Here is a 23,378-nt window from a genome sequence, read left to right as displayed (position 1 = left end):
ATAATGGCGCGGTTGAGTTAACCCATGTTATCCCCGGCGCCGACTGGGCAATGTGCTTGCCCCGCCCGTGACGCCTTAGCCGTAATAGGCCTTCTTTGATGCCCGGACTGATTGATGTCGATCGAGGGCAGGTTAGCCGCTAATAAACAAGCGTCAGCGGAATAACAATTACTCCTGCCGTTTTCTCATTTTTGCTGCTCAGCGTCAGGACTATTCTATTATTATGGAATAATAGCTCGTGCTATTCTCAATAACATTCATTCGGTCGTGAGATATTAACGCAACATGAAGTCAAAAAAACTTACAATCTCTGAAAACGTAGACCGTTGCTCTCGACGGTTATCGCTTTCTCTATTTCATTACGCGCTAGCGGTTAAAACCTCGTTTGCCGCCACAGGCTAAAAGCCGTTTTTTGCTGTTCAGCTTGTTTAAACCCTGCGCTGTCTATTCTTCCGTGAAGATTCCCAAAGGGACCGTTAACTCCCGACGATAATTTGAAAAGTTACGCGTTGCGCTAAACTAATCCTTTCTAATATACGCTCAGAAGAAACACCATGCACATTTGACGCTTTGTTGAATAAATCCGAAATTTGTGACGACTTCCTTCCTATCAGGGCGATTGTTACATGATGCGGACGCTGTTTGGCATTCCTAACAGTGTGATCCGGTTAAGTGCTTTAACCATTGCCATTGTCTCACCTACCTGCGCGTCATAGTCATGCAGACTCAGATGACCACCCAGAAGTGTTTTAAATCGGAACATGGCCGTTTCAGCCAGTGAACGCCGGTGATAACCTACTTTCTTTTTCCAGGTATCGTTATTGCCGCTCAGATGCTGATTTGCCACCGCATGGTTACGCTCATGGTATCGAGCTGGCCAATATTGCGCACCACTTCGCGGTGGGATAAGCGGCTTTATGTTTTTCCTCAGCAGAGCATCATGACAGTAACGCGTATCGTAAGCACTGTCAGCCGACGCTTCCCTGATTTTCCGGTGGGTTTGGTTAATCAGCCCGGGCAGCGCCTGCGCATCTGTCGTACCGCTTAGCGATAAATCGGCACAGATAATTTCATGTGTCACGCTATCTACTGCCAGATGAAGCTTGCGCCATACTCTGCGCCTCTCAGCCCTATGCTGCCTGACTTTCCATTCGCCTTCGCCGAAGACTTTCAGGCCGGTGCCATCGATGACCAGGTGTGAGATTTCGCCGCGGGTTGGCGTTTTTATGCTGATGTCGACGGTTTTTGCTCGCCGGCTGACCAGAGAGTAATCTGGGCAGCGCAGCGATAGCCCCATCAGTTTAAAAATCGAGTCAACGAAACCCTGTAACGCCCGGAGCGAAAGGTTAAACACGCGCTTTATCATCAGAACCGTGGTAATGGCCATATCGGTGTAGTGAAGCGGCCGGCCACGATGTTCAGGTGGTGTACTCTCAGTCCATGCAGCAATGGCTGACTCATCAAGCCATACTGTCAGGTCCCCCCGCTGCCTGAGCGCATTGTTATATGCGGGCCAGTTGGTAATTTTAAACTTTTGCTTTGCCATGGGGACCTGATGTTGAAACGAATGTAGTGATCATAGCCGCCAGTCACCTAAAAGTTCGATTTATTCAACAAAGCCCACATTTGACTAAGAAGCCGTTGAGATCGATGCGCGGCTAGCTAAAGAGAATAGTCAACTAAGTTAGAATGTAGTAGAAACAATAACGCGATGCCTGAAGATATAACGACAACAGGGTCTGGCAGAATTTTCTTAATGAATATTGAAAATATCACTTCCGGTATAGCATTTCGTTAACTCTGACTTCACAATGGTGCTTAACATAGCTGTTTTTGTAACATCGCCATATAAGATCACATAATCATCCTTCACTTCAACATTCTTTACTTCCGAGCGAGGGATTACCATGATAACCTCTTTATCCTGAGGTTGATAAACTAGGGGTGTTTTAGGCTTTAAACTGCAATACACCCCGTAGGATGCCGATATTAATAACAATAAAATCAACAATCTACACGCCCATTCCCCCACTCTACCGCCAGGCGGATAGTGGGGTGGCGGCGGCGTTGAGGGATGCCGATCTTCGGAAGGAACAAAATAGTCTTCGTCGGGAACAACATCATTATTTTCTTCAGAAAAATCAATTATTTTAACGTCGTTTTCTTCCTCGTACTGAGGTTCAATCCCTAAACGATAGCCTAATTTAGGGATCGTTAAAATGATGTTTTTCCCATTTTTCTCAAGCAACTTCCTTAAAGAGCGAATGACCTACGCGATGCTATGGGACGTGACATATCCACCGCCCCACACCTCATCCAAAAACTCTGAGTGATGCACCGGATTTGGATATTTCTTGCAGAGCAGAGCCAAGACCTCGGACTCTTTCTTGCGTAGCTGATGGAGAGTGCCCTCTAATTCCAAGCAGCGTTTTTTTGGATAAAAGGTAAAACATGATGTAATTACCTTAATTGGTTATTTATAAACATTAACTAACTTAGCTTCGGTCACAGATCTTATTCCGGGTCGATGTTGTTTTTGTAACTACACTAATGTTTTGAGCGAGAATTTTCAAGCGAAAATTCATATCAAGTGACAAACCACTAATAAGAAGCCCGCAAATCCTGATAACTAATTCATTATCTCGCCGCCGGAGGAAACCACCTGAATCAGGTCAGAAACATTTAATTTAAGCGTTAAGTCCTTTTCATTAATAATTATACCCTGATCTTCCAACCTTATAATAACATCGATAAGGTCAACTGAGTCCATCTCAAGATCAAAGAATAATTCGTCCTCCATTTTAATTTCCGATATGGGCCGGCCGGTGACAGCAGATAATGATCTAACTATAATAGTGTATGGTGATATAATAAGATCACTTTATATTTTCGTTATTTTTTAAACATGCCGGACGTTGACAAGGTAATGGCTTTAGCCTCCGTCAAATGTACGCGATCACTCTCTTTTACCTTGAATTGGTATTCTTTGGGAGTCGGCTTTGTAGCAACAACATTTTCCTTATTGAACAGCGCAATTTTCTTTTTTACCTCTGAGATTTCATCGGTGCCAAGGGTGACGCTGTCAGTCTCATCGCGTGAAGCATCGGTTTCATCAACATGCACCCTGCGTGCGTGATACAGGTCCTTTGTGCTTACAGAATCGTTAGTGCTACCATCGCTTTCGTAGCCGCTGTCATCAACTGAGCTCGAGTTCATAAGCGGGCGATTATCACGGCGGACGGCATCGCCATAGCTGTCATCATCGGTGGAAAGATAACTTTCAACATCGCTCATATCCGAAACGCTGTCATCATCTGCGCTCTCGTATCCTGAACTGCGGCTATGAGCTGCGCTCCCGTACCCTGGACTGCGATTATGAGCTGCGCCATTGTCGAGAACGAGCCCGTTGCGGTCTTTAAATGCTTCGTTTTCAAAGAAATCACGAAGTGCTTTCACACCTTTGATTTCACCCCGAGGCGGTTCAGCCACATTCCCGACTTCCTCCTGGCCTAGCGGGCGAGACGGCCTAAGATTGCTGGCATATTGGGGCTGGATAGCGTTCTGCGGCTGGAATAACAGGGTATTGGCTTTATTCTTCATCCTCACCGATACGACTTTGTTCGCGAAAGCGGGTTCATAGCCTTTCGGCAGCTCGTCAAAGCCATTAACATTACTCTTCAAATGCGCTTTTTTGATCTCTCTTGGGCCGTAAGAGAGTTTACTGCTATCGATAAATTGCTCGTCGCCTGTTATCAGACGGTTGTTGTTCGCGTCAGGCACATCATCGCCTTTCGGCAGCTCGTCAAAGCCATCAGCATTTATTTTCAAATCCGCCCTTTTGATTTCTCTTGGGCCGTAAGAGAGTTTACTGATATCGATAAATTGCTCGTCGTCTGCTATCAGACGGTTGTTGTTCGCGTCAGGCACGTCATCGCCTTTCGGCAGCTCGTCAAAGCCATCAACATTTATTTTCAAATCCGCCCTTTTGATCTCTCTTGGGCCGGGAGAGAGTTCACTGCTATCGATAAATTGCTCGTCGTCTGTTATCAGACGTGCCTTGTTCGCATCAGGCACGTCATTGCCTTTAGGCGTTAACGGCTGCGAGTCAAACATGTCGCGGAGTTGCTTACCGTCCCCCTTCGCACCGTCCTCAGGCGAATCGGTTCCAATGCTTTTATCTTTTGTCTCGGCACGGTTAGTGGTCGTGGTGCTCGGACCGGGCTCGGCAGCAGGGGGCGCGTCTCGCTTCGTCTGCTCTGTCGTGGAGGCATTTTTGCTAGCGTCATTACTCGATGGTTTCCCGCCGACATTTTCATTGCCTGGGGAAGCGCTAGGGTAATGGTACGTGTTGGTCGCCCTGGTGATTTTCGATATTACCGACGCTTTGTTGAATAAATCCGAACTTTGTGACGACTTCCTCCCTATCAGGGCGATTGTTACATGATGCGGACGCTGTTTGGCATTCCTAACAGTGTGATCCGGTTAAGTGCTTTAACCATTGCCATTGCCTCACCTACCTGCGCGTCATAGTCATGCAGACTCAGATGACCACCCAGAAATGTTTTAAACCAGAACATGGCCGTTTCAGCCAGTGAACACCGGTGATAACCTACTTTCTTTTTCCAGGTATCGTTATTGCCGCTCAGATGCTGATTTGCCACCGCATGGTTACGCTCATGGTATCGAGCTGGCCAATATTGCGCACCACTTCGCGGTGGGATAAGCGGCTTTATTTTTTTCCTCAGCAGAGCATCATGACAGTAACGCGTATCGTAAGCACTGTCAGCCGACGCTTCCCTGATTTTCCGGTGGGTTTGGTTAATCAGCCCGGACAGCGCCTGCGCATCTGTCGTACCGCTTAGCGATAAATCGGCACAGATAATTTCATGTGTCACGCTATCTACTGCCAGATGAAGCTTGCGCCATACTCTGCGCCTCTCAGCCCCATGCTGCCTGACTTTCCATTCGCCTTCGCCGAAGACTTTCAGGCCGGTGCCATCGATGACCAGGTGTGAGATTTCGCTGCGGGTTGGCGTTTTTATGCTGATGTCGACGGTTTTTGCTCGCCGGCTGACCAGAGAGTAATCTGGGCAGCGCAGCGACAGCCCCATCAGTTTAAAAATCGAGTCAACGAAACCCTGTAACGCCCGGAGCGAAAGGTTAAACACGCGCTTTATCATCAGAACCGTGGTAATGGCCATATCGGTGTAGTGAAGCGGCCGGCCACGATGTTCAGGTGGTGTACTCTCAGTCCATGCAGCAATGGCTGACTCATCAAACCATATTGTCAGGTCCCCCCGCTGCCTGAGCGCATTGTTATATGCGGGCCAGTTGGTGATTTTAAACTTTTGCTTTGCCATGGGGACCTGATGTTGAAACGAATGTAGTGATCAGAGCCGCCAGTTACCTAAAAGTTCGATTTATTCAACAAAGCCACAAAAAGGATCAATTTAATAGGTATTGAGATAGTGACCGGGCTCATCATCATCATCCCCAGCGCGAGCAATATACTGGAAACCACCATATCAATAACCACGAACGGGACATACAAAAAGAAGGCGATTTTAAATGCACTCTGTACCTCACTGAGCGCATAGGCCGGCATCAGCGTCATTAGAGGTAAGGATGTCATATTGTCTTCGCTACATTCCAAATCCGTCGACTGCTCATCGCCGCTTTGCCGATGCTGGGTTTCACAAAAGAAGCGAATCAGTTTTTTATCCGAATAACGCACCAGATAGTCGCGATAACTTCCCAAGCCTTGGTCGACAAATTGCATCGTAAATTCGATGTTATTGAAATTGGTCTGGTGCGTTTCGATATACCGGCTAATATTCTGACATACTGGCATCATGACGAAAGCGGTTAAGACCAAAGCAATACCGTTCAGCGTGAGCGCCGCTTTGTTGAATAAATCCGAAATTTGTGACGACTTCCTCCCTATCAGGGCGATTGTTACATGATGCGGACGCTGTTTGGCATTCCTAACAGTGTGATCCGGTTAAGTGCTTTTAACGACCCTGTACACGATTCTGTGTAAATGCCTTTTCTCAGAAGTGACCGTCCAGGCGGTCACCGAACTCGATAATAAAGCGGCTCATTGCCATGCGCCAGTCCCTCAAAGGCATTGTCCATTTCTGTGAGGCCGCCTGTATCGCCAGCCACACCACCTTTTTCACTGCGTCGTCGGTCGGGAGCACCTTGCGCTTTTCGATGGCATGCCGGATCACGCTGTTTAACGACTCGATGGCGTTGGTCGTGTAGATCACCTTGCGGATGTCCGTTGGGTAGGCAAAGAACGTGGCCAGATTGGCCCAGTTTGCCTGCCAGCTTCGACTTATTTGCGGGTAGCGGATGTCCCAGGCACTGGAGAACGCTTCCAGCGCCTGCAAACCGGCTTCTTCCGTAGGGGCCTGATAGATAGCTTTCAGGTCGCGGGTGACGGCCTTGTAGTCCTTCCAGGAGACGAACCGCAGGCTGTTGCGCACCATATGCACGATACACAGCTGGAGCCGCGCCTCCGGATACACCGCGTTAATAGCGTCAGGGAAACCTTTCAGCCCGTCTACGCAGGCGATAAGGATATCGTTCAGGCCGCGGTTTTTCAGCTCTGTCAGCACGTTCAGCCAGAACTTTGCGCCTTCATTTTCGGCCAGCCACATACCTAGCAACTCTTTCTGGCCTTCGATGTTGATGCCCAGCGCCAGGAACACAGATTTGTTGATGATGCGGCTGTCCTGCCGGACTTTTAGAACGATACAGTCAAGATAAACAATGGGATAGACTGCATCCAGAGGCCGGTTTTGCCATTCGACAACCTGCTCCATGACCGCATCGGTGACCTTTGAGACCAGCGCCGGCGAGACATCGGCGTCATACAGCTCTTTGAACGCGGCGGCGATCTCGCGGGTGGTCATCCCTTTGGCGTACAACGATAAAATCTGGTTATCCATCCCGGTAATCCGGGTCTGGTTCTTCTTCACCAGTTGCGGTTCAAAGGAACCGTCACGATCGCGCGGAGTACGCAGCGCCAGCGGGCCATCGCCAGTGGTAACGGTTTTTGTGGAATAGCCGTTGCGGGCGTTGGTCCCCGGTTTAGGCTGATTTTTATCGTAGCCGAGGTGATGGGTCATTTCGGCATTGAGAGCTGCTTCGACGCTGATTTTTTTCAGCAGCCGATCGAAGTGACTGAGATCTTCAGGGGTTTTGAGATTTTTGGCCAGTTCGTTAGCCAGAGCCTGCAACTGTTTTTCGTCCATAAATTAACCTGTTTTTGATGTTGGATTGAACATATCAAAATCAGGCAAATACACAAATTTCTAAACAGGCTCATTCATAAAGATCTAACAATAAATTTTGCATTAAAGACTCCTTTTAGAGGATGACTTGGCGAATTGGGCCAATCCTTTTACTTTGGACCAAACATCACCCAGTCCAAGACGTTTCGTTAAAGATAAATTCATGCTGGACAGCTTAAATGTTTTGGCAACCTTGTTGCCTTTAACACCAGTGTTTTGTTTTTGTACTTCCAAATTCCCGCTTTGCAGCACCACCGTCTGCAGCAACTGAATGTCTTTTTCATTGAGCCTCTCTTGCGGGTCTTTCAGCGGCTGTTGATTGTGATAGGCAATCGCTTCCCGTTTCACCTCGGCATCAAGCATGCCGGTGCGATCTTTGCTGCTTTTACAGTTCCAGCAAGGTACCGCACCTATTTCATACGCCAGCATCATCAGACTCTGCGGCGTTTTATAAGGCTCTCCACCGTCGCTGCGGTGCAGTTTCCCATTCCAGATATTCTTCAATTGCTTACTGAGGGTAATGACCTTGTTGGCGTTTTCCGGCGTCGGCTTGCCTTCCAGGTAGCGACCGACCCAGCCTCCCGGCTCAGCTTCTGGCCGCAAATCGTTACCGAGGAGCTGGTTTAATGCTACGGCGTTATAACTATCAGAAGTGTCGTTGCCCAAGCCGAGTTTCAATGAAAATTCATCGACGCCGAAGTTAAATTCGGCGACGTCCAGAGCAACTTTGACGTCTTGGGCTTCTCCCTTATCGTTATGGACCGTTAAGGTAAGCGCGCCGTCCCGCTGCGATTCAGCCTTGCATAAGGTTTGCCAGGCCTGCATTTGGTCGCGCAGCATCTCCCTTTCCTTGCCGAAGATGCTTATTTTAGTGGGCGTCAAAAGTGAGGCTGAGACCAGCTGCAAGGGTACAGTCTCCCCTTTCAGCGCCCGTGCCATCAGTTCAGGGCGAGAGTAGAACGCCGCCGTGACGACTTCTTTAGCACGATTCTGCGCCCCGTCAATGCGTTCCGCGGATCTCGCCGGCAATGCGAAGGGTGACAGCACGCCGTGGCGAATGCCTTGGAACAGCGTTTGCTGTTGACCAAATGGGTCCTCCACGCTTAACGACGATTGCCATAAGTTTGCCGAGTGCTTGGTTTCATTCGCGTCGGATGAACAGATCCCTTTCCCCTGGTAGGCGAGCCTGTTTAGAAATTTGTGTATTTGCCTGATTTTGATATGTTCAATCCAACATCAAAAACAGGTTAATTTATGGACGAAAAACAGTTGCAGGCTCTGGCTAACGAACTGGCCAAAAATCTCAAAACCCCTGAAGATCTCAGTCACTTCGATCGGCTGCTGAAAAAAATCAGCATCGAAGCAGCTCTCAATGCCGAAATGACCCATCACCTCGGCTACGATAAAAATCAGCCTAAACCGGGGACCAACGCCCGCAACGGCTATTCCACAAAAACCGTTACCACTGGCGATGGCCCGCTGGCGCTGCGTACTCCGCGCGATCGTGACGGTTCCTTTGAACCGCAACTGGTGAAGAAGAACCAGACCCGGATTACCGGGATGGATAACCAGATTCTATCGTTGTACGCCAAAGGGATGACCACCCGCGAGATCGCCGCCGCGTTCAAAGAGCTGTATGACGCCGATGTCTCGCCGGCGCTGGTCTCAAAGGTCACCGATGCGGTCATGGAGCAGATTGTCGAATGGCAAAACCGGCCTCTGGATGCAGTTTATCCCATTGTTTATCTTGACTGTATCGTTCTAAAAGTCCGGCAGGACAGCCGCATCATCAACAAATCTGTGTTCCTGGCGCTGGGCATCAACATCGAAGGCCAGAAAGAGTTGCTAGGTATGTGGCTGGCCGAAAATGAAGGCGCAAAGTTCTGGCTGAACGTGCTGACAGAGCTGAAAAACCGCGGCCTGAACGATATCCTTATCGCCTGCGTAGACGGGCTGAAAGGTTTCCCTGACGCTATTAACGCGGTGTATCCGGAGGCGCGGCTCCAGCTGTGTATCGTGCATATGGTGCGCAACAGCCTGCGGTTCGTCTCCTGGAAGGACTACAAGGCCGTCACCCGCGACCTGAAAACTATCTATCAGGCCCCTACGGAAGAAGCCGGCTTGCAGGCGCTGGAAGCGTTCTCCAGTGCCTGGGACATCCGCTACCCGCAAATAAGTCGAAGCTGGCAGGCAAACTGGGCCAATCTGGCCACGTTCTTTGCCTACCCAACGGACATCCGCAAGGTGATCTACACGACCAACGCCATCGAGTCGTTAAACAGCGTGATCCGGCATGCCATCAAAAAGCGCAAGGTGTTCCCGACCGACGACGCAGTGAAAAAGGTGGTGTGGCTGGCGATACAGGCGGCCTCACAGAAATGGACAATGCCTTTGAGGGACTGGCGCATGGCAATGAGCCGCTTTATTATCGAGTTCGGTGACCGCCTGGACGATCACTCTGAGAAAAGGCATTTACACAGAATCCGGTACGGGCTCCCCCGGTTTAGGCTGATTTTTATCGTAGCCGAGGTGATGGGTCATTTCGGCATTGAGAGCTGCTTCGACGCTGATTTTTTTCAGCAGCCGATCGAAGTGACTGAGATCTTCAGGGGTTTTGAGATTTTTGGCCAGTTCGTTAGCCAGAGCCTGCAACTGTTTTTCGTCCATAAATTAACCTGTTTTTGATGTTGGATTGAACATATCAAATCAGGCAAATACACAAATTTCTAAACAGGCTCTTAATGCCAGAACGACGAGCAACAATAGCTTGGTCATTTTGCCAACCAGGTTCCAAAAATCCACGAATGCCAAAGTCAGCTACCGCCGCCTCTGGGACGGCGTTTCCCGTAACGCGTTATTTAACCCGGGAGACATACTCGCCGGAGCGCGTATCGACTTTGATCACTTCACCAATCTGAACGAACAGCGGTACTTTCACCACCGCGCCGGTGGTCAACATGGCGGGTTTGCCGCCGGTGCCGGCGGTATCGCCTTTGAGGCCCGGATCGGTTTCGGTGATTTCCAGCTCCACGAAGTTAGGCGGCGTCACGGCAATCGGCTGGCCGTTCCACAATGTCAGCACGCATTCGGCCTGTTCGACCAGCCATTTGGCATTGTCGCCGACGGCTTTGGCATCGGCGGCCAGCTGTTCAAAGTTTTCATTATTCATGAAATGCCAAAACTCACCGTCGTTGTACAGGTAAGTCAGGTTGATATCCATCACATCGGCGGCTTCCACCGAGTCACCGGATTTGAAGGTTTTTTCCAGCACTTTGCCGGAAACCAGCTTGCGCAGACGGACCCGGTTGAACGCCTGGCCTTTGCCGGGCTTCACGAATTCATTCTCAATGATCGCGCACGGCTCGCCATCAAGCATGATTTTAAGACCGGAACGGAATTCATTGGTACTACTATAAGACGCCATGGTGGTCCTCTTAAATATAAACTTGGTCATTAAGCCAAAAAATGGCACATATTATAACCCGAAATACGCCCGCTAGAGAACAATGGTTACATCAACTTGCCGATGTCATCACCGACCCCGTGCAACTCCTAGAGCACCTTGGGCTCGAGCAACACCCTGACCTGCGCGAGGGCGCCGAGGCGCGGCGCCTGTTCCCGTTTCGCGTTCCCCGAGCTTTTGCGGCGCGCATGCTGCCGGGCGACCCGAACGATCCGCTCTTGCGCCAGGTGATTACGGCACGTGAGGAATTCGATCGAGCGCCGGGATTCAGCACCGATCCGCTGGACGAGCAGCACAGCGTGGTGCCCGGCCTGCTGCATAAATACCAAAACCGCGCGCTGATGCTGGTGAAAGGCGGCTGCGCGGTCAATTGCCGCTACTGTTTTCGGCGCCATTTTCCCTATCAGAAAAATCAGGGCAACAAAACGAATTGGCTGCGCGCCGTGGCCTATATCCGGCAACATCCTGAACTGAATGAGATCATTCTTTCCGGTGGCGACCCGTTAATGGCTAAAGATCATGAGCTGGATGAGCTGATTTGTTTGTTGGAAGAAATCCCCCACCTGACCACCCTACGCATTCACAGCAGGCTGCCGGTCGTCATCCCGGCACGTATTACTGCGCGTCTTTGCCAGCGCCTGGCCGGCTGCCGGCTGAAGGTGGTGCTAGTGACCCACATCAACCACGACCGCGAAATCGATGCCGCCGTGTGCGACAGTATGACACGGTTGCGCAATGCGCGGGTGACATTACTCAACCAAAGCGTACTGCTGCGCGGCGTCAATGACAACGCGGCTACGCTGGCCGCGCTCAGTGAAACGCTTTTCGCCGCCGGCATTTTGCCCTATTACCTGCATGTGCTGGATAGGGTACAGGGGGCTGCGCATTTTATGGTGCAGGATACCCAAGCACGAGAGATTATGCGGCAACTGCTGGAGAAAGTATCAGGCTATCTGGTGCCACGGCTAGCGCGGGAAATCGGCGGCGAGCGCAGCAAGACACCGCTGGATCTGGGACTGCGGCAACGCTGACGGCATTGGCTGCCCAGCGGCTACGCGCCAGAGTGGGAAGAATGGCCCCCAGCCTGGCGTTAGTGGCTGCCCGGAGACTGGCGCCGGTGCGTGCGGGATTGCCGGGTCGCGGCCCAGCCAGCCTAGGTCGAGCGGCGCGCCATTACCCTAGGCTTCCCGGAGAGGGCGCGTCATGGCCCGATGCCTGCCGGCGGTGCACAACAGGCGGTAAACGGTCTCTACCGTGGCCACCGGGCATATCAGCAGCTCCGGGCTTTACTGGCAGTTATACACCTGGCCCTGAATCTTGCTGTCCAGCGGCACAAAGCTCGCCAGGTAGGTTTCTTTTTTACTGACCGGGCTGGTGGCGCCGTAGATAACGTTGCCGCCCATTGTGGCCGCGCGGTTCTTCAAATCATTCGCGGCCCCACGCATGGCGCTGTTTTCGCCGTTCTGGCCGGAAAACCAGTTACTCTGAGTACCGGTAAGCTCGCCCAAAAGGCGGCACTCGCTACCGGGCTGGGTATCGGTGAAACGCACCGATTGGCCGGCTGCCGTTAAATCATGCGTACTGCTGCATCCCGCTACCAACAGACTGCCGGCACAAAACATCATTAAGAATTTGGTCCGCATCTTTTTCCTAATGAATTCCTGAAGGGTATGGCAAATTTGCTGTGCGCGCCACGCTCCCCGCTGGCGCGTTTTATCCGGCGGCCCGTCCTGTGGACGCCCTGAATTTATACCCTAAATCCCGCTTGGTTGATAATTTTTTACCAAAAAAACAAAAACCCCCGGCTTGCCGGGGGTTTCAACGCCATTAGCGATACGGGAGGATTACATCATACCGCCCATACCGCCCATGCCGCCCATGCCGCCCATGCCGCCCAGGTCAGGTTTGTCTTCCTTCGGCTGATCGGTCACCATACATTCGGTGGTGATCATCAGACCGGCGATGGAAGCCGCATACTGCAGCGCGGAACGGGTTACCTTGGTCGGATCCAGGATACCCATGTCGATCATGTTGCCGTACTCTTCGGTCGCCGCGTTGTAACCGGTATTACCTTCACCCGCTTTCACTTTATTGGCGATGACGGACGGCTCTTCACCGGCGTTGGCGACGATCTGACGCAGCGGCGCTTCCATCGCGCGACGCGCAACTTTGATGCCGACGTTCTGATCTTCATTGTCGCCACGCAGTTCAGCAATGCTGTTGGCTACGCGAATCAGCGCCACGCCGCCGCCGGCGACCACGCCTTCTTCCACTGCGGCGCGGGTAGCGTGCAGGGCGTCTTCAACGCGGGCTTTCTTCTCTTTCATTTCGACTTCGGTAGCGGCACCTACTTTGATAACCGCAACGCCGCCAGCCAGTTTGGCCACGCGCTCTTGCAGTTTTTCACGATCGTAATCGGAGGTGGCTTCGTCGCGCTGCTGGTTGATTTGCGTAACGCGGCTATCGATAAGGGCCTTGTCGCCCACGCCGTCGATGATGGTGGTGGTGTCTTTGGTAATAACAACACGCTTGGCCTGCCCCATATCTTCCAGGGTAGCTTTTTCCAGCTCAAGGCCGATTTCTTCGGAAATAACGGTACCCGCGGTCAGGATAGCGATATCCTGCAGCATGGCCTTACGGTGATCACCGAAGCCCGGCGCCTTCACGGCAGCGACTTTAACGATACCGCGCATGGTGTTTACCACAAGCGTAGCCAGCGCTTCGCCTTCAACATCTTCAGCAATAATCAACAACGGTTTGCCTGCTTTGGCAACGGCTTCCAGCACTGGCAGCATTTCGCGGATATTGGAGATTTTCTTGTCGGCAAGCAGAATGAACGGGCTTTCCAGTTCAATGGCGCCGGTTTCCGGCTTGTTGACAAAATAAGGGGAAAGATAACCACGATCGAACTGCATCCCTTCAACCACGTCCAGCTCATCCTGCAGACCCGAACCCTCTTCCACGGTGATGACGCCTTCTTTGCCGACTTTCGCCATGGCTTCAGCAATCAGGGTGCCGACGGTTTCATCGGAGTTGGCGGAGATAGTACCCACCTGAGCGATCGCTTTGGAATCGGAGCAAGGTACGGACAGTTTTTTCAGCTCTTCTACAGCGGCGATAACGGCTTTATCGATACCGCGCTTGAGGTCCATCGGGTTCATGCCGGCGGCCACGGCTTTCAGGCCTTCGTTAACGATAGACTGAGCCAGCACGGTCGCGGTGGTGGTGCCGTCGCCTGCAGCGTCATTGGCTTTAGAGGCAACTTCTTTCACCATCTGGGCGCCCATGTTCTCGAATTTATCTTCCAGTTCGATTTCACGTGCGACTGATACGCCGTCTTTAGTGATGACCGGCGCGCCGAAGGATTTGTCCAGCACTACATTACGGCCTTTAGGACCCAGGGTCACTTTTACCGCGTCGGCCAGAACATTTACGCCGCGAAGCATTTTTACGCGAGCGTCGTTACCGAATTTTACGTCTTTAGCTGCCATTTCGATTTCCCTTAAATTCGTTCAGTTCAGATGATTACTCGCGGATTACTGCTCAACGATAGCCAGAATGTCGCTTTCGGACATAATCAGCACTTCATCGTTGTCGATTTTCTCAGCCTTCACTCCATATCCGTCATTGAAAATCACGATGTCGCCAACTTTCACGTCCAGCGCTTTCACTTCGCCGTTTTCCAGAATACGGCCGTGGCCCACAGCCAGTACTTCACCGCGAGTGGACTTGCCCGCTGCGGAACCGGTCAGCACGATGCCGCCCGCAGACTTGGCTTCAACTTCTTTACGCTTGACGATAACGCGATCATGTAATGGACGAATTTTCATTGATAGCTCTCCTTTGAGAAAGTCCGTATCAGTTTTTTTGGGATGAATACTCGGCACGATGCCATGCCCGGCCTCGTGGTGAATAAGATGGGGGCGTTCAGAGAAACTTCAAGGGGGGAAAAAAAATTTTTTCACTTAAGCGATGGAATTTTAGCCATAAAAAATTTAACATTATTTTAATCAACATGTTACATGTTATCACCCCACCCTCTTTTTTTACCTATTTTTCATCGTCACGCCGGTCGTTTAATCTGTCGTGAGGAAGATCATGACGGTGGTACTCGCCCTCAAAGGTCTCACCGCCGGCGCCGGGACCGCGCTGAAAACGCAAATAAGGCAGCAGGCGCAGCGTCAACAGATTCTGTATCGGCGGCAATAACAGCAGCAGGCCGAGGAAATCAGTGAAAAAGCCGGGCAGCAGCAGCAGAAATCCCGCGAGCAACAGCGAGACGCTTTTGATCATCTCGCCGGCGGGACTCTCACCGCGGGCCAGCTTGATCTGCATTTGCCCCAGAAAACGCAGCCCCTGGGCCCGTACCAGCAATACACCGATAAATGACGTCGCGATCACCAGCAGCAACGTTGCCAGTACGCCAAGCACATGGGCGACCTGGATGAAAAAGGAAATCTCAATGTAGGTGATGATAAAAATGATTAATAACGGGATCCAACGCACCGAATTCTCCTGTGTTATCGATTGCCGCCGCGAGAGTATCCGCCCAAAGCGATAAAATTCGCCACCGCAAAAAATGCGCCTTGTTGCCGGCTTGTCTTAATGTAATGGTATCCCTTAAGACAATTTTCAAGCGATACGCCGAGTCGTGGCCTGCAAGCGCCCTTCACCTCCCGCGCTAACTGGTTAAGTAAAAACGATTAACTAAGCGTGATCGGCTTAATGGTCTTGTCTTAATGACAGAATATAATGGCAAAAATAAAACCAACGTCAGTTTAAGACACTATATAGAGTAGATATTAACCCATTTTCTTTTAACATTAATGATAAAGACCGACAATTACAAGGAAGACGCATGTCAACCCTCATCCGTATAGAAGAAGACCTGCTCGGCACCCGTGAAGTGCCGGCCGACGCCTATTATGGCATTCATACCCTGCGCGCCAGTGAAAATTTCTACATCAGCAATACGCGTATCAGCGATATTCCCGAGCTGGTACGCGGTATGGTGATGGTCAAAAAAGCCGCTGCACTGGCCAATAAAGATCTTAAGACGCTACCGCGGGATATCGCCGATATCATCGCCCGCGCCTGTGATGAAGTTCTGGTCCGGGGCCGCTGCATGGATCAGTTTCCGGTGGATGTATTTCAGGGTGGCGCCGGCACCTCCGTTAATATGAATACCAATGAAGTGCTGGCGAATATCGGCCTGGAGCTGATGGGGCACCAAAAAGGGGAATACCAATTCCTTAATCCCAACGATCACCTCAACTTATGTCAGTCCACCAATGACGCCTACCCCATCGGTTTCCTCCTGGCGGTCTATCACGCGCTCCAGCGCTTGGTGGAAGCGATAGATTATCTGGGGGCGGGTTTTGAGAAAAAAGCGCAGCAATTCAACGGCATTCTCAAGATGAGCAGAACCCAGTTGCAGGACGCGGTTCCAATGACGCTCGGCCAGGAGTTCCACGCCTTTAACGTGCTGCTGAAGGAAGAGAACAAAAACCTGCTGCGCACCGCGCAATTGCTGCTAGAGGTGAACCTCGGCGCGACCGCTATCGGTACCCGCCTGAACACCCCTGAAGGGTACCAGACGCTGGCGGTGGAGAAGCTGGCGGAGATAAGCGGGCTGCCCTGCATCCCGGCCGAGGATTTAATTGAGGCCACCTCCGACTGCGGCGCCTATGTCATGGTCCACAGCGCGCTGAAACGCCTGGCGGTGAAACTGTCCAAGATATGCAACGACCTGCGGTTGCTGTCTTCTGGCCCGCGAGCTGGCTTGAATGAGATCAATCTGCCCGACTACAGGCGGGATCATCTATCATGCCCGCCAAGGTCAACCCCGTGCTGCCGGAGGTGGTAAATCAGGTGTGCTTCAAGGTGATCGGCAACGATACCTGCATCACCATGGCGGCGGAAGCGGGGCAGTTGCAGTTAAACGTCATGGAGCCGGTTATCGGCCAGGCCATGTTCGAGTCGATGCATATTCTTACCAATGTCTGTTTCAATCTGGGTCTTCCCCTGTTGTGGTGGCTCAATCGACAGTTCTGCATTTTTACTTTACTTATTCTTTTGGCTGGAACTTGGACTTCTATATGGATGTCAAACGTATTTACGTTTAAAGGAATAACGTTCATGTCATGCTTAAAAAAATATGCATATGCCCCATTTATCTTACTGCTTCATGGTGTTGCAGCATAGGTCTCACCAAATATGATGTATGACACTGATAAGAAAGACTATTCACTGTCACCAGAGGTAACGCCAAAATTATCTTGGGAGAAAAGTGAGTCTCAAGTTGATAAAACTCCATATTGTCTTACCCCTAGCGATCCGGGATGCAGCAATATGTGGCAAAAGGAAAAAGAAAAGGAGAATGACGAGCGAATACAACATCACCAGCAAAAAAAATTTTATAACTCCCTTAAATGATTGCTCAAAAATTCATATTTAGTTTCCCATAGTGGAACATTACGCCCAGCTTGAAACGTTCTTTGTTCCTGAAGCCCCGTGACTTGATCCTGAGCAGCCGTATTTTGCTGTTCAGGGACTCCGCATTCCCATTTGATACCCGGTTTTTCATTGCATTCAGAATGCCGTAAAGGCGTTTTGCCACCATGCGGGCAATGCTGGCCATGAGCGGTATGCCGGTGTCTTTAGCCATCGCCATCCATTCCTGCCACAGCTTACGGCTATGATTGTCATAGCGGCGGTGCCACAGATCGCGAGCAAGCTCTTTCATTACCCAGCACTGGCTCGTTTGGGGTAACACCGGCCGGGCAACTTCTAACCTCTCTGCCCGGCACCCGAGGCGATTTTGTTTGCTGTAAAACCATAGATAGCGTGAGCGGTGGGCGTCTTTCCTGTCTGACGACGGGATCTGTTTCATCTCAGCCTGACGGGTTTTATCAACGACGGCGCACAACATTTTTGCCACATGGAAGTGATCGAAAGCGATTTTATCGACGGCATTGGGGAGATGGATGCGGGCTGCACTGATATAGGCCATGTTCATGTCTATAGACAGCGTTTTTATCTCATCAAGCTGGTGATCTCTCAGGCTGCGCAGATAACTGGCAAGGCTTTCTACACCGCGGTCGTCGGTCAGTTGCAAAGCGCGTCCCTGCCTGTCAGAGATAACGGTGACGTACTGGTGTCCTTTTTTGAACCCGACTTCATCCACGCAGAGGTGACGGGCGGATAAGGGTTGTTTTATCCGGGCCAAGCCTCGTTTGACTGCGCGCATCATGATGTCGTCAACGGCATTCCAACTGAGTTTGAGCTGCTTTCTGACAGCATCCACGGTGCTGACTTTCAGCCATGAAAGAACAAAGGCTTCGAACAACAAGGTGTAGCGGCTGCCTGACCCTGCCCAGGGAACAGGCAGTGTCTGGCAACCGTGCTCGGGGAAGTCAACGCGGGGGACATCAGCCTCAACCAGCGTGGTGAACTGACAGGTATCGAGGTGACGCCATTTACGACGCCGGTGATCATGTATGGAGCAGGATTTACCGCAGGTTGGGCAGGCCAGTTGTGTGTGCTCGGCAATGCCGACAATTACCGTCACTGATCCAGATTTTTCATCAAGAGAAAGGGATTGTACCTGCCACAGTGCGGACAGGTTAAGGATATGGGCATAGAGGGACTTTTCGTCCATGGCAGACTCCTCAAAAATCAAGACTGCCATCATAATGCCCTTAGCCACCACAACAGGGGAAGACCCTTCAATCTACAGGACAAATGCATTGGCGGGATTACCGCCAACCAGGCTATTTGCGAACAATATGTTTTTAATTCCATCGGTATCGTGACCTATCTTAACCCGTTTATCGGCCACCACAACGGCGATATCGTCGGTAAAATCTGTGCCGAGACCGGTAAAAGCGTGCGCGAGGTCGTGCTCGAGCGCGGCCTGCTCACCGCGGCGCAACTGGATGATATCTTCTCGCTGCAAAACTTGATGCATCCTGAATACAAAGCCAAACGCTATCCTGAGGATACCCCGTCCTGACCCTGCACTGTCGCCGGCGGCGCGAACAGGCTATAATGCCCGCCGGCGTTTTCCACACAGGGGGTGATAATGGCAGATAACCCAGACGGCAAGCCGGAAGGCGTTCTCCCACAGCCCGACGATGCCGGATTGTGTATCATTCTTTGCACCGCGCCCGACGACGCCTGCGCCCGCGCCATCGCCCAGCGCTTATTGGCCGGCAACCTCGCCGCGTGCGTCACGCTATTGCCTGGCGCCACGTCGCTTTACTACTGGCAGGGAGAGCTCGAACAGCAGGCCGAGGTGCAACTACTTATCAAAAGCCGCATGGCCCTGCGGCAGGCGGTATTCACGCACATCAAATCCCATCATCCTATCAAACCCCGGAGTTATTGGTACTGCCCGTCACCGGCAGCGACCCCGATTATCTATCATGGCTCAACGACTCTTTACGCTGATCTTGCTGGCGTGGCTGGCATGCCTGCCGCCGCCCGCCCAGGCCGCCTTGTTCGGCAATACTCACGGCAACCAGTTCATTCCGGTGGATCAGGCGTTCCGCTTCGATTTTCGTCAGCAGGGATCGCAATTGACGCTGAGCTGGGACGTCCATCCCGGCTACTACTTGTACCGTCAGCAGATCCGGCTGGAGCCGATAAACGCCACCCTTGGCGCCTTCACGCTGCCCGCCGGCAGCCGCCATCACGATGAGTTTTACGGCGATGTGGCGATCTACCGCGATGACCTGCGCATCACGCTGCCGCTGACGCAGGCGCAAAACGACAGCCAGCTGCGCGTCAGTTGGCAAGGCTGCGCGGAAGCGGGCTTTTGCTACCCGCCGGAAACCCAGGTCATTCCCTTATCAGCCGTCGTCGCGGCGCCGGCTGACGCGAAAGGCCCCGGCAGCACCGCCCTCGTCCCGACACCTTCGCCCCAAAGCGACAGAGTGCCGTTTTCGCCGCTGTGGGCACTGCTTATTGGCATCGGTATCGCCTTCACGCCCTGCGTGCTGCCGATATATCCGCTGATTTCCGCCGTCATTCTCGGCAATCGAGTGCGGCTTAGCGCCACCCGGGTACTCCTGTTGGCGGTGGTCTACGTTATGGGGATGGCCATTACCTATACCCTGCTGGGCGTGGCGGTGGCGGCCGCCGGCCTGCAATTCCAGGCGGCGCTGCAACAGCCCGCGCTGCTGATTGGACTTGCCGTGCTGTTTATCCTGCTGGCGTTGTCGATGTTCGGCGTGTTTACCCTGCAACTCCCTCCGGCGCTACAGACCCGCCTGACGCTTTGGAGCAACCGTCAGCGTCAAGGCACCTTACCCGGCGTCTTTATCATGGGCGCGCTGGCGGGCCTGTTTTGCTCCCCCTGCACCACCGCGCCCCTGAGCGCCATTTTGCTGTACATCGCCCAAAGCGGTAATCTGTGGTTCGGCGGTTTTACGCTGTGGCTGTATGCGGTAGGCATGGGTATTCCGTTGGTGCTGGTTGCGCTGTTCGGCCATCGAATGCTGCCCAAAAGCGGCCCCTGGATGCAACAGGTCAAACAGGGGTTCGGTTTTGTTATTCTGGCGCTGCCGGTATTCTTGCTGGAGCGCATCTTGGGCGATAACTGGGGGGCGCGGCTATGGAGCCTCCTGGCGGTCGCGTTTTTCGGCTGGGGATTTATGCTGTGCCTGCAGGCCCGCGGCCGCCTGCTGGCGGTGCTGCTGCTTGGCCTGACGCTGATAGGCGCGCGGCCGCTGCAGGATTGGCTATGGGGAGCGCCCTCTGGCACGCCGTTGACCACCGGCGCGGCGCCGGCATTCCAGCCGGTGCAAACGCTTGAGCAAATCACGCGGGCGCTAAATGCCGCCCCCGGCAAGCCGGTGGTGCTGGATGTGTACGCCGATTGGTGCGTGGCCTGTAAAGAGTTCGATAAATACACCTTCAGCGATCCCGCCGTGGCCGAGCAAATGCATCGCCTGACTCTGCTTCAGGCGGATGTTACCGCTAATGCGCCCGCGCAAAAAATGCTGCTCAGCCAGCTGCAGGTGATGGGGCTGCCGACAATTTTGTTTTTCGATAGCCGCTGCAACGAGATCCCCGGCTCGCGGGTAACCGGTTTTATGAACGCGGCGGATTTTGCGCAGCATTTGCGGAAACTGGCGCCGTGAGCGACACTCAGTTAGGCAACCGCCGGTTAACCAGGAGGAAATGTGCAACGAGAACATATACGGGACCGGGCGCTGAGCCTGCTTGAGCAACGGGGTTTCGCGCGGGTATCACTGCCGATGCTGGCCGATGAGCTGGCGCTGCCGCTAGCGCAGTTGAGCGTCTACTGGCCGGATCGCGAGGCGCTGCATTATGACTGCTTGCGCTACCATGCCGGCCAAGTGGACGAATGGCGCAACCGCGTACGCCAAGATGATGCGATGGATGCGCAGCAAAAATTGCTGGCGCGCTATCAGATCTTGGCGGAACATGTTGAGCAACAGCGTTATCCTGGCTGCCTGTTTATCGCCGCCTGCAGCTTTTATCCCGCAACGGCGCACCCCATCCATCAACTGGCGGACCAGCAAAAACAGGCGTCCTACCGCTACACCCGGGCGCTACTGGTAGAGCTTGAGGCTGACGATCCGACCATGGTCGCCCAGCAAATGGAGCTGGTGTTAGAGGGCTGCTTGAGCAAACTGCTGGTCAAACACAACGCTCAGGATGTAGCGGTAGCGCGCCGTCTGGCGGAAGATATTTTACGTCTGGCACTGTGCCGGAAAAACGGCGCTTTGAGTTGAATTTTCCGCGTTTTGCCTGAAAACTCAGCAATTGACGGCGGTTTCACGTAATTCTCGGATAAACCCGTTGACGAAATCGAGCCAATACGGTTTAATGCGGCCCGTTGCCCGGATAGCTCAGTCGGTAGAGCAGGGGATTGAAAATCCCCGTGTCCTTGGTTCGATTCCGAGTCCGGGCACCACTAACACGTTTATAGTGGTATTCTAAAGTCTACAACCCTCCCACAAAGCCTTATCTAAAAAGAACATTCACTCTTATAGAGTAAGACTGAGGTCTATTGCAATCTACCCTTAGTTGGGGGCACTATTTGTTTGTGGATCCATTTCGGTTCGATGCAAAAAGGCCCCCTATGAAGCTAAATCCTCGGCAGGTAGAGACCGCCAAACCCAAAGAAAAGCCCTACAAATTGTCAACGGTGGCGGAATGTATCTTGAAGTTGTGCCACGCGGCTCCAAGTACTGGCGCATGAAGTACCGACGCCCAGGAGACAAAAAAGAGGATAAACTAGCTTTTGGAGTTTACCCCACTGTCTCATTGGCAGAGGCAAGAGCAAAACGGGATGAAGCCAAGAAGCTATTGGCAAAAAACGTAGATCCAAAGAAAGTTCAACAGGAGGAGATGGCCGAAGCAACAGGAGAATTTACATTTGAGTACATTGCCCGAGAGTGGCACGCCAATAACAAGCGCTGGGACCCTGTACACGATTCTGTGTAAATGCCTTTTCTCAGAAGTGACCGTCCAGGCGGTCACCGAACTCGATAATAAAGCGGCTCATTGCCATGCGCCAGTCCCTCAAAGGCATTGTCCATTTCTGTGAGGCCGCCTGTATCGCCAGCCACACCACCTTTTTCACTGTGTCGTCGGTCGGGAACACCTTGCGCTTTTTGATGGCATGCCGGATCACGCTGTTTAACGACTCGATGGCGTTGGTCGTGTAGATCACCTTGCGGATGTCCGTTGGGTAAGCAAAGAACGTGGCCAGATTGGCCCAGTTTGCCTGCCAGCTTCGACTTATTTGCGGGTAGCGGATGTCCCAGGCACTGGAGCACGCTTCCAGCGCCTGCAAGCCGGCTTCTTCCGTAGGGGCCTGATAGATAGCTTTCAGGTCGCGGGTGACGGCCTTGTAGTCCTTCCAGGAGACGAACCGCAGGCTGTTGCGCCCCATATGCACGATACACAGCTGGAGCCGCGCCTCCGGATACACCGCGTTAATAGCGTCAGGGAAACCTTTCAGCCCGTCTACGCAGGCGATAAGGATATCGTTCAGGCCGCGGTTTTTCAGCTCTGTCAGCACGTTCAGCCAGAACTTTGCGCCTTCATTTTCGGCCAGCCACATACCTAGCAACTCTTTCTGGCCTTCGATGTTGATGCTCAGCGCCAGGAACACAGATTTGTTGATGATGCGGCTGTCCTGCCGGACTTTTAGAACGATACAGTCAAGATAAACAATGGGATAGACTGCATCCAGAGGCCGGTTTTGCCATTCGACAACCTGCTCCATGACCGCATCGGTGACCTTTGAGACCAGCGCCGGCGAGACATCGGCGTCATACAGCTCTTTGAATGCGGCGGCGATCTCGCGGGTGGTCATCCCTTTGGCGCACAACGATAAAATCTGGTTATCCATCCCGGTAATCCGGGTCTGGTTCTTCTTCACCAGTTGCGGTTCAAAGGAACCGTCACGATCGCGCGGAGTACGCAGCGCCAGCGGGCCATCGCCAGTGGTAACGGTTTTTGTGGAATAGGTGAGTATCCGTGCTTTTGTGTTTTCACCCCAGCGCTGAGCCTGTTTAGAAATTTGTGTATTTGCCTGACTTTGATATGTTCAATCCAACATCAAAAACAGGTTAATT

General features: G+C 52.4%; 16 protein-coding genes, 1 tRNA gene and 7 pseudogenes. 9 read left to right on the top strand and 15 right to left on the bottom strand.

Translation table 11 applies throughout. The features are described from left to right. Positions 1 to 622: 622 nt before the first annotated feature. The 8 genes and pseudogenes from SOPEG_RS03920 to SOPEG_RS03895 all read right to left on the bottom strand — a co-directional run bounded on the left by SOPEG_RS03920 (position 623) and on the right by SOPEG_RS03895 (position 8,513). Entirely contained in the window at positions 623 to 1,546 is a 924-nt protein-coding gene (locus tag SOPEG_RS03920) for an IS5 family transposase (RefSeq protein WP_025244375.1), read from the bottom strand. Between the two features lie 207 nt (positions 1,547 to 1,753). Next, positions 1,754 to 2,248 (bottom strand): hypothetical protein, encoded by a 495-nt coding sequence (locus tag SOPEG_RS27040; RefSeq protein ID WP_236851607.1) that lies wholly within the window; start codon positions 2,246 to 2,248, stop codon positions 1,754 to 1,756. A 381-nt stretch (positions 2,249 to 2,629) separates the two neighbouring features. Further along, positions 2,630 to 2,851 carry an acyl carrier protein gene (locus SOPEG_RS23995; protein WP_257720377.1) on the bottom strand — a complete coding sequence of 74 codons (222 nt, stop codon included), beginning with the start codon at positions 2,849 to 2,851 and terminating at the stop codon, positions 2,630 to 2,632. Between the two features lie 41 nt (positions 2,852 to 2,892). Next, the gene (locus SOPEG_RS03915) at positions 2,893 to 4,113 is read right to left on the bottom strand and encodes a hypothetical protein (protein WP_025244374.1); all 1,221 of its coding nucleotides are present in this window, start codon (positions 4,111 to 4,113) and stop codon (positions 2,893 to 2,895) included. Between the two features lie 323 nt (positions 4,114 to 4,436). Beyond that, positions 4,437 to 5,360, bottom strand: coding sequence for an IS5 family transposase (locus tag SOPEG_RS03910; RefSeq protein ID WP_025244373.1), 924 nt, complete (start codon positions 5,358 to 5,360; stop codon positions 4,437 to 4,439). A 47-nt stretch (positions 5,361 to 5,407) separates the two neighbouring features. Continuing rightward, positions 5,408 to 5,896, bottom strand: a pseudogene (locus SOPEG_RS03905) (EscR/YscR/HrcR family type III secretion system export apparatus protein); the annotation flags it as partial. 154 nt (positions 5,897 to 6,050) lie between these two features. Further along, positions 6,051 to 7,259 (bottom strand): IS256-like element ISSoEn2 family transposase, encoded by a 1,209-nt coding sequence (locus tag SOPEG_RS03900; protein WP_025244371.1) that lies wholly within the window; start codon positions 7,257 to 7,259, stop codon positions 6,051 to 6,053. A 102-nt stretch (positions 7,260 to 7,361) separates the two neighbouring features. Then, on the bottom strand, positions 7,362 to 8,513 hold the full coding sequence (locus SOPEG_RS03895; RefSeq protein ID WP_081742920.1) for an inositol phosphate phosphatase SopB: 1,152 nt from the start codon (positions 8,511 to 8,513) through the stop codon (positions 7,362 to 7,364). A gap of 39 nt (positions 8,514 to 8,552) precedes the next feature. Here SOPEG_RS03895 and SOPEG_RS03890 point away from each other — a divergent pair. After that, positions 8,553 to 9,755 (top strand): annotated as a pseudogene (locus SOPEG_RS03890) (IS256-like element ISSoEn2 family transposase); the annotation flags it as partial. Positions 9,756 to 10,152: 397 nt separating this feature from the next. Here SOPEG_RS03890 and efp read toward each other — a convergent pair. Beyond that, positions 10,153 to 10,722: an elongation factor P gene (gene efp, locus SOPEG_RS03885; protein WP_025244368.1), complete on the bottom strand. Its 570-nt coding sequence runs from the start codon at positions 10,720 to 10,722 to the stop codon at positions 10,153 to 10,155. Positions 10,723 to 10,763: 41 nt separating this feature from the next. On the opposite strand from efp, the gene epmB reads away from it, so the two are divergent. Further along, complete coding sequence (epmB, locus tag SOPEG_RS03880; RefSeq protein WP_025244367.1) at positions 10,764 to 11,792, top strand: EF-P beta-lysylation protein EpmB; 1,029 nt, start codon at positions 10,764 to 10,766, stop codon at positions 11,790 to 11,792. A gap of 255 nt (positions 11,793 to 12,047) precedes the next feature. Here the strand turns inward: epmB and SOPEG_RS03875 are convergent, their stop codons facing one another. From SOPEG_RS03875 to SOPEG_RS03860, 4 genes are all read right to left on the bottom strand, one after another. Next, positions 12,048 to 12,404: a DUF4156 domain-containing protein gene (locus SOPEG_RS03875; RefSeq protein WP_025244366.1), complete on the bottom strand. Its 357-nt coding sequence runs from the start codon at positions 12,402 to 12,404 to the stop codon at positions 12,048 to 12,050. A 201-nt stretch (positions 12,405 to 12,605) separates the two neighbouring features. After that, positions 12,606 to 14,252 (bottom strand): chaperonin GroEL, encoded by a 1,647-nt coding sequence (gene groL, locus SOPEG_RS03870; RefSeq protein ID WP_025244365.1) that lies wholly within the window; start codon positions 14,250 to 14,252, stop codon positions 12,606 to 12,608. Between the two features lie 45 nt (positions 14,253 to 14,297). Continuing rightward, the gene (locus tag SOPEG_RS03865) at positions 14,298 to 14,591 is read right to left on the bottom strand and encodes a co-chaperone GroES (protein WP_025244364.1); all 294 of its coding nucleotides are present in this window, start codon (positions 14,589 to 14,591) and stop codon (positions 14,298 to 14,300) included. Positions 14,592 to 14,811: 220 nt separating this feature from the next. Further along, positions 14,812 to 15,267 carry an FxsA family protein gene (locus tag SOPEG_RS03860; RefSeq protein WP_025244363.1) on the bottom strand — a complete coding sequence of 152 codons (456 nt, stop codon included), beginning with the start codon at positions 15,265 to 15,267 and terminating at the stop codon, positions 14,812 to 14,814. 352 nt (positions 15,268 to 15,619) lie between these two features. Between SOPEG_RS03860 and SOPEG_RS03855 the strand changes: the two are divergent. Next, positions 15,620 to 16,776: pseudogene (locus SOPEG_RS03855) on the top strand (aspartate ammonia-lyase); the annotation flags it as partial. Between the two features lie 424 nt (positions 16,777 to 17,200). Here the strand turns inward: SOPEG_RS03855 and SOPEG_RS03850 are convergent. Continuing rightward, a complete protein-coding gene (locus SOPEG_RS03850) occupies positions 17,201 to 18,421 on the bottom strand; it encodes an ISL3 family transposase (protein ID WP_025244362.1) in 1,221 nt (406 codons plus the stop codon). A gap of 66 nt (positions 18,422 to 18,487) precedes the next feature. On the opposite strand from SOPEG_RS03850, the pseudogene aspA reads away from it, so the two are divergent. The 6 genes and pseudogenes from aspA to SOPEG_RS03825 form a co-directional block, all read left to right on the top strand. Next, a pseudogene (gene aspA, locus SOPEG_RS03845) lies at positions 18,488 to 18,775 on the top strand (aspartate ammonia-lyase); the annotation flags it as partial. 69 nt (positions 18,776 to 18,844) lie between these two features. Then, positions 18,845 to 19,212, top strand: a pseudogene (gene cutA / locus SOPEG_RS23985) (divalent cation tolerance protein CutA). Continuing rightward, positions 19,188 to 20,906, top strand: a complete 1,719-nt coding sequence (locus SOPEG_RS03840) for a protein-disulfide reductase DsbD (protein ID WP_025244360.1) — start codon at positions 19,188 to 19,190, stop codon at positions 20,904 to 20,906. The pseudogene cutA and the gene SOPEG_RS03840 overlap by 25 nt, the downstream one beginning before the upstream one ends. 42 nt (positions 20,907 to 20,948) lie before the next feature. Then, positions 20,949 to 21,524 carry a division control transcriptional repressor DicD gene (gene dicD, locus SOPEG_RS03835; protein WP_025244359.1) on the top strand — a complete coding sequence of 192 codons (576 nt, stop codon included), beginning with the start codon at positions 20,949 to 20,951 and terminating at the stop codon, positions 21,522 to 21,524. Positions 21,525 to 21,630: 106 nt separating this feature from the next. Next, a tRNA-Phe gene (locus tag SOPEG_RS03830) sits at positions 21,631 to 21,706 on the top strand. Positions 21,707 to 21,874: 168 nt separating this feature from the next. After that, positions 21,875 to 22,215 (top strand): annotated as a pseudogene (locus SOPEG_RS03825) (Arm DNA-binding domain-containing protein); the annotation flags it as partial. A gap of 34 nt (positions 22,216 to 22,249) precedes the next feature. On the opposite strand, the pseudogene SOPEG_RS03820 reads toward SOPEG_RS03825, so the two are convergent. Next, a pseudogene (locus SOPEG_RS03820) lies at positions 22,250 to 23,269 on the bottom strand (IS256 family transposase); the annotation flags it as partial. Between the last annotated feature and the right edge of the window lie 109 nt (positions 23,270 to 23,378).

This window comes from Candidatus Sodalis pierantonius str. SOPE (assembly GCF_000517405.1).
Taxonomy (GTDB): domain Bacteria; phylum Pseudomonadota; class Gammaproteobacteria; order Enterobacterales; family Enterobacteriaceae; genus Sodalis_C; species Sodalis_C pierantonii.
Note: the sequence above shows the minus strand (reverse complement) of the source record. Positions and strands in the feature narration are given on the sequence as shown.